The organism is Azospirillum sp. A29, assembly GCF_042604625.1.
In the GTDB taxonomy this organism is placed as follows: Bacteria; Pseudomonadota; Alphaproteobacteria; order Azospirillales; family Azospirillaceae; genus Azospirillum; species Azospirillum palustre.
The window spans coordinates 236,948-249,347 of the sequence record NZ_CP170460.1 but is presented as its reverse complement, the minus strand read 5'-3'; the positions used below and the strand labels follow the sequence as shown (position 1 = coordinate 249,347).

9 protein-coding genes are annotated in these 12,400 nt (G+C 70.7%); 4 read left to right on the top strand and 5 right to left on the bottom strand.

The genetic code is table 11. From position 1 onward, the window contains the following. Positions 1 to 114: 114 nt before the first annotated feature. Both ABNQ38_RS01030 and ABNQ38_RS01025 read right to left on the bottom strand, forming a co-directional pair. Entirely contained in the window at positions 115 to 1,527 is a 1,413-nt protein-coding gene (locus tag ABNQ38_RS01030; RefSeq protein ID WP_377805244.1) for a DUF5666 domain-containing protein, read from the bottom strand. Further along, positions 1,524 to 2,432 (bottom strand): DUF6502 family protein, encoded by a 909-nt coding sequence (locus ABNQ38_RS01025; RefSeq protein ID WP_377805243.1) that lies wholly within the window; start codon positions 2,430 to 2,432, stop codon positions 1,524 to 1,526. Before ABNQ38_RS01025 ends, ABNQ38_RS01030 begins: the two co-directional genes overlap by 4 nt. A gap of 221 nt (positions 2,433 to 2,653) precedes the next feature. Here ABNQ38_RS01025 and ABNQ38_RS01020 point away from each other — a divergent pair, with 221 nt between their 5' ends. Beyond that, positions 2,654 to 3,484, top strand: a complete 831-nt coding sequence (locus ABNQ38_RS01020) for a hypothetical protein (RefSeq protein WP_377805242.1) — start codon at positions 2,654 to 2,656, stop codon at positions 3,482 to 3,484. A gap of 72 nt (positions 3,485 to 3,556) precedes the next feature. Here ABNQ38_RS01020 and ptsP read toward each other — a convergent pair whose 3' ends face one another. Further along, positions 3,557 to 6,160, bottom strand: a complete 2,604-nt coding sequence (ptsP, locus tag ABNQ38_RS01015; protein ID WP_377805241.1) for a phosphoenolpyruvate--protein phosphotransferase — start codon at positions 6,158 to 6,160, stop codon at positions 3,557 to 3,559. Between the two features lie 331 nt (positions 6,161 to 6,491). Here ptsP and ptsG point away from each other — a divergent pair, with 331 nt between their 5' ends. The 3 genes from ptsG (at position 6,492) to nagA (ending at position 10,677) form a co-directional block, all read left to right on the top strand. Then, positions 6,492 to 8,276 (top strand): PTS glucose transporter subunit IIBC, encoded by a 1,785-nt coding sequence (gene ptsG / locus ABNQ38_RS01010; protein ID WP_109048750.1) that lies wholly within the window; start codon positions 6,492 to 6,494, stop codon positions 8,274 to 8,276. A 179-nt stretch (positions 8,277 to 8,455) separates the two neighbouring features. Next, positions 8,456 to 9,517, top strand: coding sequence for an SIS domain-containing protein (locus tag ABNQ38_RS01005; protein ID WP_377805240.1), 1,062 nt, complete (start codon positions 8,456 to 8,458; stop codon positions 9,515 to 9,517). After that, a complete protein-coding gene (gene nagA / locus ABNQ38_RS01000) occupies positions 9,517 to 10,677 on the top strand; it encodes an N-acetylglucosamine-6-phosphate deacetylase (RefSeq protein ID WP_377805239.1) in 1,161 nt (386 codons plus the stop codon). Before ABNQ38_RS01005 ends, nagA begins: the two co-directional genes overlap by 1 nt. Before the next feature lie 76 nt (positions 10,678 to 10,753). Here the strand turns inward: nagA and ABNQ38_RS00995 are convergent, their stop codons facing one another. Continuing rightward, on the bottom strand, positions 10,754 to 11,422 hold the full coding sequence (locus tag ABNQ38_RS00995) for an HAD-IA family hydrolase (protein ID WP_377805238.1): 669 nt from the start codon (positions 11,420 to 11,422) through the stop codon (positions 10,754 to 10,756). A 51-nt stretch (positions 11,423 to 11,473) separates the two neighbouring features. Next, positions 11,474 to 12,232, bottom strand: a complete 759-nt coding sequence (locus tag ABNQ38_RS00990; protein WP_377805237.1) for a GntR family transcriptional regulator — start codon at positions 12,230 to 12,232, stop codon at positions 11,474 to 11,476. Positions 12,233 to 12,400 lie beyond the last annotated feature (168 nt).

The window sequence follows — 12,400 nt, the reverse complement described above, 5'->3', positions numbered from 1 at the left end:
ATCAAAATGCCGCAGCGCCTTGAGAGCGCGGTTAAAGGCGTCTTTCAGGCTTTTAAAATAAATCCTTAAGTCCAGGGCGCGGTGTTATTTGCACGCATCGGTCGCTGTGCTTGATCAAAAATGCCCGCCGCGACCCCCATCCGGCCCACCACCGAACCCTCCGCCAAATCCTCCTCTCGGGCCGCCGTGGGGCGAGCCGCCATCGCCCGGCATGGAGCCCCGTCCCCGGCCGGGACCGCCGAATCCTCCCCCGAACCCGCCGCCAGTCGGGGCGGCGGTGGAGTCCGGCGAGGCGCCCGTGGAAGAGGGCGGACTGGCCGCACGGGTGGCGCCGGAGGCGGAGGTGCCGTCCGGGCCGGAATTGGGGCCGGCAGCGGGCCGCTGACCGGAGGCCGGGCCGCCATAGGGGCCGCCATAAGGGCTGGGTGGCGCCCCCCATCCTGGATGGGTGCGCACGCCGTCGACCGGTCCTTCCGGCCCCTCCATGCCCGGTGCGTCCTGACCCTGCGGGCCGTCGGGGCGCATGCCTGCCCGAGCCAGCCCGGCCGCACGGGCGGCAGGATCGGCGCCGTCGAGCGAGCGGCCGCCCAGGCGTTGGGCGCCGAAGGACCGGCTGCGGTCGATTCCGCCGCCGGACGTCACCACGCTGTCGATCACCACGCGGGCGGCTGCGGCTCCGCCGTCGGGCCGGCCGATGCGCGGGCCGCCCGGACTCGTCGTCTGCCCGGAGGCATCGACATAGGTTTCGATCGACAGGGCGCTGACCGTGCTGCCGAAGGGGTTGAAGGGATCGGCCTCCACCGCGAGCGCCGCAGCGGGATCGGGCTTGCCGGCGACGCGCACAATGCTACCCACCGCCGGGAGGGCACTGGTCAGGCTCCGGCCGCGGGACAGCGTCAGCCCGGCAACGGTCAGCGTCTTCGGTGTCACGGAGTCCAGCCGCCCGCGCAGGACCCAGCCGCGCGCCGGCTCCCAGGGATCGACGCGGCTGGCGTCGATCACCCCATCCGGCCGGCGCAGGCCCGAGATCGCGACCCAGCGTCCGGGGGTGAGCGCCGTGGTGCCCTCCGCCTCGGCGAGATCGATGCGCTGTCCCAACACCACGGCGCCGGGGACGCCGCCGGCCGTCGCCCGTTCCACCGGACCGGCGACGGCGAAGCGCACCTCCAGCGTCTGCGCCGTCAGGCCGGTCGGCCCACCCGGGGCGGCGGTCATGGCGACCGTCTGGCCGATCCGCACGTCGCCGGGCTGGGCCGGCCGGCCTTCGATCCGCACCTGGGTCGTCGGCGGCAGATCGACCCGCAGGCCGTTGACCCAGACGCTGCCGAAGGCGGTGACAGTTCCGACGATGCCGGTGCTGGTTATGCCGGTGCCGCCGATGCCGCGGTCGGCGACGGAAACGCCGGTGCCGCCGATCCCCCGGTCTGCTACCCCGCCGTCGCGATCCAGGGAGGGACCGCATCCGGCGGCGGCCAGCATCAGCGTCAGCAGCAGCGTGCGAGCCAGGGGGGTGGGCTTGCGGATCACGATGCCGCCGCTCCCTCGCCGGACCCGGCATCGTGCCGCGCAGGATCGGCCCCCTCGTCCTCGTCATAGAGGTAGAGGCCGGCGGTGAAGCGGTGGCCGGCGTCGTCGCGGCCGGCGTCGCCATCGGCGAGATCGGCCGCCAAGCGGTTCAGCTCGACCAGCATCGCCATGCCCAGCCGGTCGGCCTCCCGCCGCAGGACGGCGACCGAGTCGGGGCTGAGCCGGTCATAGGCGAGCGCCCGCTCCAGGAACGGCGGCGTGCCGCCCGCCAGATTGTGACCGGACGCCGCCAGATGGTCGGCAAGGTTGCGGCCGTAATAATAGGCGAGCTTGTCGAGATCGCCGCGCGGCACATGCGCCGCCTTGGCAAGATCGAGCAGCCCGTCCGGCCGCACTGTCACCAGCCCGGCATGCAGAAGCTCGTCCAGCAGGGCGCGCGGGCGGATGTCCTTGCTGATGCCGGTCACCAGCGTTTCGAAGCCGGCTTCGCCATCGGAAACGCGCGGCAGGGGGCGGGGGCGGCCGTCGGCGTCGAGGAAGGCGGCTTCGGTCAGCCAGCGGCTCAGCACCTGCGCGCCCAGCGACGGGGCGGCGGCGGCGGCGGCCTCCGCGACCGGCGGCGCGCTGCGGATCTGGCTGACATCCTTGCGGTGGACGCCGGTCAGCAGGGTGATGCGGCTGTCGGTCATCGGTTTTCCGGGCAGCGCGAAGCCGCGCTCCGCCACCTCGACATACACCGACTTCAGAAGGTTCACCAGCATCGGCCAGGAAATGCCGAAGCTGATCAGCGTCCGCACCAGCGGGACCAGCAGCCGGCGCACCGCCGTCAGCAGCGCCGGGGGCGGTGCCGCCCCGGTGCTGTCGGCCACTGTCGGGCGGTCTGGTTCGGGGCTGCGGATAGGCACGCGCCTGACACTCCGGCGATTGGGGACTGGGTCCGGCGTCGATCTGAGGACCGTCGTGACAATAGCGCGGCGGAGGGGAAAGGGAATCACCTTTTCGCTTGATGTGGGAAATTTTCCCACGCATCATGCCAGACATGCGACGGTCGCCGTGGCTGCGCAGTGTCACGAGGACCGCCAAGGTCCGCCAAGGTTTAAGGAGCGGCCGTCCGGCCGTAGCCCGCATGAGCCTGTCATCGTTCGATCATCAGCCCGCCCACCAGCACGCCGGCCGGGACTGTCCATCCCCCGCCATGGCGCGCGGGGCGCAGAGCCTGCCGCCGGTCCTTCCCTTCCGAACGCGAGCGTCCGACATGGCGTCGTCCATCGCCCGTCACGCGGTCACCAACCGGTCCGCTTTGATCCGCAGCTGCCTGTTCGGGGTGGCGGCCAACCTGCTGGTGGCCGGCAGCGCGCTGTATGCCCGGCCGTTGCAGGACGCCCTGTGGGTGGGGGGCGACGACGGCAGCCTTCTTCTGCTGGTGGCCGTGGCGCTGAGCCTGTTCGCCCTGCATGCGATGCTGGAGTTCGCGCAATCGCGGGAACTGGCGCGGCTGGTGCCGTCGGGAGCCGCCACCGGATGGTTGCAGCGTCTGTGGGTGCTGGAGGCGGCATGGGCGCCGGTCCATCTGGCGGTGCTGGCGTTGGTGATTCCGCCGATGGGTGCCATGGCGCTGGCCGGAGTCGCGGCGCTGGCGGCGATGATCGCGGTGGGGGCGACCGGGCCGGCGAACGCTGCGGGCGGGCAGTCACAGCTCGCCCGGCTGGCCGGTGCCGACAGCTTCGGCTGCACCGACGGCTTCCTTGCCGGGCTGGGCTTCTGCGAAACGGTCTATCGTGTGCTGATCGTCGGGCTGGGGGCGGCGCTGCTGATGCGCGGCGACCTGACGCCGGGGCTGTTCGTCGCCGCATCGCTGATCGGTATCGCCGCGATGCGCGCCGCCGCCCGGAGCGCCGCCCGATGGCATGGCGGCCGGCAGGCGGCAGCGGTGCTGCTGGTGGCCGGGCGGGTGTGACGGTTCTTCGATAACGCATCGAAAAGCCGGCACGCCCAGCGATGGGCGGCCGGCTTTTTCCGTTTCAGGATCTCAAAGCGCCGGCCAGCTCTCCGCGACCAGCCGGCGGACCTCGTCGGCGCTGTCGGTGCCGAGAGCGGCTTCGGCGACGCGGCGGCAATCCTCCATGCGCAGGGTGCGGATGAACGCCTTCAGGTCGGCGATCACCGCCGGGGTGGCCGACAGTTCGGTGACGCCCAGCCCGATCAGCAGCGGCGCCGCCATCGGGTCGGAGGCGGAGCCGCCGCACACCGCGACCACCCGGTCGTGGGTCTTCGCCCCCATCACCGCAAGGCGGATCAGCCGCAGCACGCCCGGATGCAGCGCGTCGAGCTGGGCCGCCACATGCGGGTTGCCGCGGTCCATCGCTAGCACATACTGGGTCAGGTCGTTGGTGCCGATGGACAGGAAGTCGGCCACCGCGCCGATGCGGTCGGCGATCAGGGCGGCGGCCGGCACCTCGATCATCGCCCCCAGCTCGATGGGTTCGGCCCGGCCGAGCTTTGCCCGCTCCTCGTCCACCATCGCCCGCACCGTCTGGAGTTCGGACGGCGAGGCGATCATCGGCACCATGATGCGGCAGACGCCGGCCGGCTTCACCCGCAGGATGGCGCGGATCTGCGCCCGCAGAAGCTCCGGCTCGCGCAGGCCGACGCGGACGCCGCGCAGGCCGAGCACCGGGTTCTCTTCCTTCGGCAAGGGGAGGTAGGACAGCGGCTTGTCGCCGCCGACATCCAGCGTGCGGATCACCAGCGGCCGGCCTTCCAGCGCGTCGGCGATCTGCTGGTATTGCTGGTACTGCTCGTCCTCCGTCGGGGCGGACTGGCGTTCCAGGAACAGGAACTCGGTGCGCAGCAGGCCGCAGCCCTCGGCACCCTCCACCACCGCGCCGGGAGCATCGCTGACCCGGCCCAGATTGGCGAACACCTCGATCCGCGTGCCGTCGGCCATCCGGCACTCCTCGCGGGAGGACCGGCGGTTCTCCTCGCGGCGCGCCGTGCGGGCGGCGACGGCGGTCCGGGTTGCCGCCAGCGTGTCCTCCGGCGGGAAGACCAGCAGCTCGCCGCGGTTGCCGTCGATCACGACGGGGGCGCCGTCCGGCACCCGCTCCGCCTGCCGGCCCAGCGCCACCACGGTCGGCACGCCCAGCGCCGCCGCCAGGATGACGGCATGGGAGGTCGGGCCGCCATGCGCCATGCCGATCCCGGCCAGCCGTCCGGCCGGAACCCCGGCGAGGTCGGAGGGCAGGATCTCGTCGGCCAAAACGATGCTGCCCGCCGGCAGGTCGGCCAGCCCGACGGCGGGGCCCTTGCCGGACAGGGCGGTCAGCACCTGCTGTTCAAGGTCGCGCAGGTCGGCGGCGCGTTCGGCCATGCGGGGATCGGCGAGGGCGGCCAGGGCGTCGGCCTGGAGGCGCGCCGTGCGCTGCCAGGACCATTCGGCGCTCTTGCCGGCCCGGATGTCGGCGAGCGCGCCGTCCAGCAGTTCCGGATCGTCCAGAAGCTCCCGGTGGGCCTGGAAGATGGCGGCATGTTCGGGCATCCGCTGCGCGGAGTGGGCCAGACCGGCGACGACCCGTTCCAGCGCCTGACGCAGGCGCGGCTCCTCGATATCCGGGCCGGCGCCCTGTTCGACCACGCGCACGGCGCTGCGGAACCGGCGGACGACGGCGCCGACCGCCTGTCCCGGCACGGCGATGGTGCCCTTCAGCAGCACCTCCTCGCCATGGGCGAAGGGCGGGCCGACCTCTTCCTCGGCGGCCGGCTGGGCTGCGGTGGCGACGGCGGGGGGGGCGGCCGGCGCGGCCTGCGAACCGGCACCGGCGGCGGCACCGGCCGCCACGGTGGAGACGACCGGATCGCCCAGCCCGCCCTCGATCAGCACGGCGATGCTCTCCGCCATGTCCTGGGCGCCGGGGCCGGCGGCGCGCACCGTCAGCCGGTCGCCGAGCATTGTGCCGAGCCCCATCAGGGCGACCACGCTCTTGGCGTTGGCGCGGCGGTCGCGGCAGTGGATGGTGACGGTGCCGGGATAGGCCTTGGTCGCGGCGACCAGGGCCGCGGCCGGCCGGGCATGCAGCCCGCTGGCGATGGGCAGCACGACGCTCCGCTCGCCGGTTTCTCCGTTGCCGTCTTCTCCCGAGTCGGGGTCGGCGACGTGGGGACCGGCATCGGCGCCGCTGCCGCCATGGACGGTCATCGCCGCGTCGCCGGCGGCGATCTCGCGATCCACCGACAGGCCGTCGACGGTGTAACCGTCATTCACCACGACCATCATACTGACCAGGCTCTGCGCCCGGCTTCCCACCAGATCCATGTCGAAGCTGATCAGGCAGTCGCCGGTCTTCACCGATTGCCCGTCCTGGACATGGGCGGTGAAGCCCTCGCCGTTCAGGCCGACGGTGTCGACCCCCAGATGCAGCAGAACCTCCGCCCCGCTGGCGGTGCGGACGGTGCAGGCATGGCGTGCCCGGTGGACCGACAGCACGGTGCCGTCGCAGGGGCTGCGCAACTCGTTCACCGTGGGGTCGATGGCCATGCCGGTTCCGACCAGCCCCTGGGCGAAAGCGGGATCGGGCACCTCGGACAGCGGCATGGCCCATCCGGCCAGCGGAGCTGCAAGCGTGATCGCGGTCATGTGGTTCGGTCCTCTTTTCTTATCGCCAGACCGCAGCGGGCGTCCCCCGGCAGGCGTCTCCTGTATCGGACGCCGTCTGTGCGCAGACGCCGCATAGCCCAAGCGCAATTCTCGTCATATGTTATCGAAAGATCCCGTCCGGGAAAGGCGGAAGCCTGCGGCCAATCCGCGCCCCGCATGGCGCATCGGGGATAAGCCGCAAGCTTGCCCGGGACGCTATGTCGCCTATGTCGTGAAACCCGGGCATGGGTCAGGTTGTATTCCCACCCAGGGCCGACCCATCCGGAACCCAGGATGTCGCCGCTGCCGGACAACTTGCGGGAGAGCCGCCATGGCAATGAACCCCTTTGCGTTTCTACAGAAAATCGGCAAGTCGCTGATGTTGCCGGTGGCGGTTCTTCCCGTCGCCGGTCTGCTGCTGGGTATCGGCGCGGCGAACTTCGAATGGATGCCGCCGCTGCTGTCGATGCTGATGAAGAATTCCGGCGACGTGATCTTCGGCAATCTGCCGCTGATCTTCGCCATCGGCGTGGCGCTGGGCTACACCGAGAATGACGGCGTGTCGGCCATCGCGGCCACCATCGGCTATATCGTGATGCTCGCCACGCTGGGCGTGATGACCGGGGTCTGGGGCATGGAGCCGAAGACCATCATGGGCATCAAGTCGATGGAAACCGGCGTGTTCGGCGGCATCCTGGCCGGCGGGCTGGCGGCAGCGATGTTCAACCGCTTCTACAAGATCGCGCTTCCGGCCTATCTCGGCTTCTTCGCCGGCAAGCGCTTCGTGCCGATCATCACGGCGCTGGCCGCCATCGTGCTCGGCATCGTGCTGTCGGTGGTCTGGCCGCCGGTGCAGGAGGGCATCAACAGCTTCTCGCGCTGGGCGGCGGTGAACGATCCGCGTCTGGCCGCGACCATCTACGGCTTCGTCGAACGCCTGCTGATCCCCTTCGGCCTGCACCACATCTGGAACGTGCCCTTCTTCTTCGAGATCGGGTCCTTCCAGAACGCCGCCGGGCAGGTGGTCCATGGCGACATCGCCCGCTATTTCGCCGGCGACCCGACCGCCGGCATCCTGTCCGGCGCCTTCCTGTTCAAGATGTTCGGCCTGCCGGCCGCGGCCATCGCCATGTGGCACACCGCCAAGCCGGAGAACCGGGTGCGCGTCGGCGGCATCATGGTGTCCGCGGCGCTGACCTCCTTCCTGACCGGCATCACCGAACCCATCGAGTTCAGCTTCCTGTTCCTGGCGCCGGTGCTGTACCTGATCCACGCGATGCTGGCGGCGACCTCGCAGTTCATCATGAACTCGCTGGGCGCCCATATGGGCTTCACCTTCTCGCAGGGCGGCATCGACTTCGTGCTGTTCAACGCGCTGAGTCCGCTGTCGCAGAAATGGTGGCTGGTGCTGATCCTGGGGCCGGTCTATGCGGCGATCTACTATGTCGTGTTCCGCTACACCATCCTGGCGCTGAACCTGAAGACCCCCGGCCGCGAGGACGCGACGGAGGAAAGCGTCAGCACCGCCACCGGCAGCGAGCGGGCGCGCGACCTCGTGCTGGCCTTTGGCGGGCGGGGCAACATCAGCAATCTGGACGCCTGCATCACCCGCCTGCGGGTGGTGGTGAAGGACCCGGCCCGCGTCGATGACGGCAAGCTGCGCGGCATGGGCGCGTCCGGCGTCCTGCGGGTGCGCGACAGCGTGCAGGCGGTGTTCGGCACCCTGTCGGAGAATCTGAAGACGGAGATGCAGGAGTATCTGCACAGCGCCGGCGCGGAGGCCGACGGTCCCGCTGCCGTGGCGGCTCCGGTCGCGGCCAAGCCGGTATCCGCTCCGGCCGCGGCGGCGGTCCCGACCGACCGTGCCGCCCGCATCGCCGAGGCGCTGGGCGGCGCCGGCAACATCAAGGAACTGGCCGCCTTCGCCACCACCCGTCTGCGGGTCGAGTTGAGCGATGCCGGCAAGGCGAATGCCGAGGCGCTGAAGCGGGCCGGCGTGCGTGCGGTGATGGGGCTGGGCGCCAACGGCCTGGACCTGATCGTCGGCAACGACGCCGACGCGCTGGCCGGTGCGATGACCGGCATGCTGCCGGGCGGACGGCGCGCTGCGGAATAGAAGGTATCCTGTCTGGTATTTGAGTGGTTTTATCGTGCGGCGCGACCTTTCCCGGGTCGCGCCGCTTTTCTTTTCCGCATTGCGGCGGCTGTCGTAATGAGATTCCACCAATGGACGCTGGCCTCCGGCGCAAGAAGGTCTTACATTGGTATCTATACCAGTCAATCGCGAGCGCCGCCATGACCGATCAGGGCATTCCAGAGTTCAACGCCTCCCGCTCCACCCCGCTGATGGCGGCGGAGGCGGCGGAGGCTCCCGCCGCGGTGGCCCGGCAGATCGAGCGGTGTGGCGCCGGATTCGCCGAGCTGGGCGAACGGCTGCGCCGCGAGCCGCCGCGCTTCGTCGTCACCTGCGCCCGCGGCAGTTCCGACCATGCCTCGGCCTACGGCAAATATCTGATCGAGACGCGGATCGGGCGGGCGGTGGCCTCCATCGGGCCGTCCATCGCCTCGGTCTATGGCGGGCATCTCAGCCTGGAGGGGGCGCTGTTCATCGCCGTTTCGCAGTCGGGGCGCAGCCCGGACCTGCTGCGGCTGGTGGAGGCGGCGAAGGCCGGCGGGGCGCGGGTGGTCGGCTTCGTCAATGCCGAGGACTCGCCGCTGGCGGAGATGTGCGACCATTTCCTGCCGCTGGCGGCCGGGCCAGAACGCAGCGTCGCCGCGACCAAGTCCTGCATCGCCTCGCTGGCCGCCTATCTGCAGCTGGTGGCGCACTGGCAGGACGAACCGGCGCTGAAAGCGACGCTGGCGGCCCTGCCCGATACGCTGGAGGCGGCGAAGGGGCTGGACTGGAAGCCGGCGCTGATGCCGCTCGCCACCGCGCAGAACCTGTATGTGCTGGGGCGCGGAGTCGGTTTCGGCGCGGCGCTGGAGATGGCGCTGAAATTCAAGGAAACCTGCCGCCTGCATGCCGAGGCCTTCAGCGCGGCGGAGGTGGTCCATGGTCCGCTGGCTCTGGTCGGCTCCGGCTTCCCGGTCCTCGCCCTGACCCAGCCCGATGCGGCGGAGCCCCACACCCGCGCGGTGGTGGAGCGCATCGTCGGGCTGGGCGCCGCGGTCGCCACCACCGAAGCGGGACTTGCGGGAACCACGCTGCTGCCAAGCCTGCCGGGGATTGCGCCGGAGGCGGCGCCGCTGGCGGCATTGCAGAGCTTCTACGGTGCGGTCTATGAACTGGCGCTGGCCCGCGGCATCGACCCCGACAGCCCGCCCAACCTTGCCAAAGTGACGAAGACCGTCTGATGCGACAGCTCCTGACCGGCGCCCGGATTTTCACGGGCGAGACCATCCTCGACGGCCGCAGCCTGCTGGTCGCCGATGGCCGCATCCTCGACATCGTGGCGCCCGGCCGCACGCCGCCGGGGGTCGAGCGGACGGTGGCGCTGGAGGCCGGCGATCTGCTGGCGCCCGGCTTCCTCGACATCCAGGTCAACGGTGGCGGCGGCGTGCTGTTCAACGAGCAGCCGACGGCGGACGCGACGCTCGCCATCGCCGCGGCGCACCGGCGCTTCGGCACCACCGGGTTGTTGCCGACCATCATCACCGACACCCCCGACTGCCACCGTGCCGCCGCCGAGGCGGCGGTGACGGCGGTGGCCCAGCCGGGCAGCGGTGTGCTGGGCATCCATTTCGAAGGCCCCTTCATCAGCCCGCAGCGGGTCGGCGCCCATGACCCGCGCTTCGTGCGCACACCGGACGAGGGCGATCTCGACTTCATCGGCGGGCTGCCGGCACGGATGCCGGGCGGCCGGGTGCTGCTGACCCTGGCGCCGGAATGCGTGGAGGACGTGGCGCTGTCCCGGCTGATGGCCGCCGGGGTGATCCTGTCGGTCGGTCATACCATGGCGAGCGCCGAGCGGATGGTGGAGGCCTTCGACCTCGGCGTGCGCGGGGTGACGCACCTCTACAACGCCATGCCCGGCATCGCCAACCGCCAGCCCGGCCCGGCCGGGGCGGCGCTGGGCGACGGGCGGCCCTGGTGCGGGCTGATTGCCGACGGGCATCACGTTCATCCGCTGATGATGCGCGCGGCACTGGCCGCCCGACCGCGGGGCCGGATGATGCTGGTGACCGACGCCATGCCGCCGACCGGCACCGACGCGGATCGCTTCGAGTTGAACGGCCGGACGATCTACCGACGCGACGGGCGGCTGGTGCTGGCCGACGGCACTCTGGCGGGGGCCGACCTCGACATGGCGACGGCGGTGCGCAATGCCGGGACGCTGATCGGCCTGCCACTGGAGGAATCGCTGCGGATGGCGTCGCTCTATCCGGCCGAATTCCTGGGAATGGATGGCGAGCGCGGCCGGATCGCGCCGGGCTGGCGGGCCGATCTGGTGCTGCTGCGGCCGGACCTGACGGTGCGCGGGACGTGGGTCGAGGGGGAATGGCGGGAGGCGTGAGAAGTCTGCTTCGATTGCCCCCGCCAAACCTCCCCTGCTGGGTGGGGAAGTTTGGCGGGGGGTGGCCTCGCAAGGATCAGCCGCCCACCGCCACGATCTCCAGCCCATCCTCGTCGACGCGCACCCGTAGCGCCGTCAGGTCGGGCAGGGACAGGTTGCCGTCCAGCTCATGAGCCGGCAGCGTCGTGGTCAGTCCGATCACCCAGGCGCCTGCCGCGTTGCCGGCGGCCAGTCCTGCCGGGGCATCCTCGAACACGACGGTGTCGCGCGGGTCGAAGCCCAGCTTCTCGGCGGCGGTGCGGTAGCCTTCCGGGTGCGGCTTGCCCTGGGTGACATTGTCGGCGCCGATCAGCAGATCGGGCAGCGGCAGGCCAGCCTGGGCGATGCGCTTCCGCGCCATGTCGTGCGGGGCGGAGGTCACCACCGCCCAGCGGTGGCGCGGCAGCGATTGCAGTAGCTCCAGCGCGCCGGGAACCGCGCGCACCCCTTCGGTATCGCTGGTGTAGCACTCCTCCACCAGACGCACCTCCTCGTCGATGTCGGCACCGGCGGGGGCGAAGCGGCGGACGGTCTCGATGCTGCGGACGCCGTGGCAGACGGCAAGGATCGCCTCTGGATCGAGATCGTGCCGGGCGGCCCAGGCGCGCCAGGAGCGTTCAACCGGACCCTTGGTGTCGATCAGGGTGCCGTCCATGTCGAACAGGATGGCGCGGACGCGGAACCGGGTATCAAGGGCAGGCTTCATCGCTCGCTCTCGTTGGGATCGTCTGTGTGGAAAGGAATGGTCCGGTAGGGATCAGACCAGCGACAGCTCCACGACGAAGTCATAGGCGTCGCCGCGGTAGTGGGAACGGACGAACTCCAGCGGGGTTCCGTTTTCCAGGAAGGTGCGGCGCTCAATGTAGAGGGCGGGGGCGCCGTCGGGAACCCCCAGAAGCGTCGCCTGATCCGCCGGCAGGCGAATGGCAGACAAGCGTTGCAGCGCACGGAAGGGCGCATGGCCGCGCCCGCGCAGGGTCTCGTACAGGGACCCCTGCACCAGATCGGGATCGGGCAGAAAATTGGTCGGCAGGGCGCTGAGTTCGATGGCGAGCGGAGTGCCGTCGGCCAGACGCAGCCGGTGCAGCCGCACCACCTCCGCCCCCGGACGCAGGCCCAGCGCCATCGCCTCCTCCGGCGTCGCGGTGGCAACCGAGCGGCTGAGCCAGCGCGAATCCGGCTTCAGCCCGCGTCCGCCGATGTCCTCGGTGAAGCTGGTCAGGGCGGACAGCCGCTGTTCCACATGGGGGCTGCGGTTGATGAAGGTGCCGGCCCCCTGGCGCTGGTGCAGCAGCCCCTCCGCGATCAGTTCGCGCAGGGCCTTGCGCACGGTGACGCGCGACACGCCGAAGGTCTCCGCCAGCTCCCGCTCGCCGGGAAGGGCGTCCTGGTCGGTCAGCCTGCCTTCGACGATCAGCGTCCGCAGATGCCGCGCCAATTGCAGGTACAACGGCAGGGGCAGGGCATCCGACAGGGCGGTCGGGTCGAACGGGGCCGCGGCGGCGGCAGTGGACATCGGCAACCACTCCAGTGCTCCGGGACCGGCATGATACCACTGAAAGGCCTTTGGGCAACAGGCACCGGCGGGATGCAGCGGTGCAAGCACGATTGCAACCAGTTTCAGATTGCGGAATGTCCGGATTTTGGTATTCTGCGCATACAGTCCAATCTAATACCACCAATC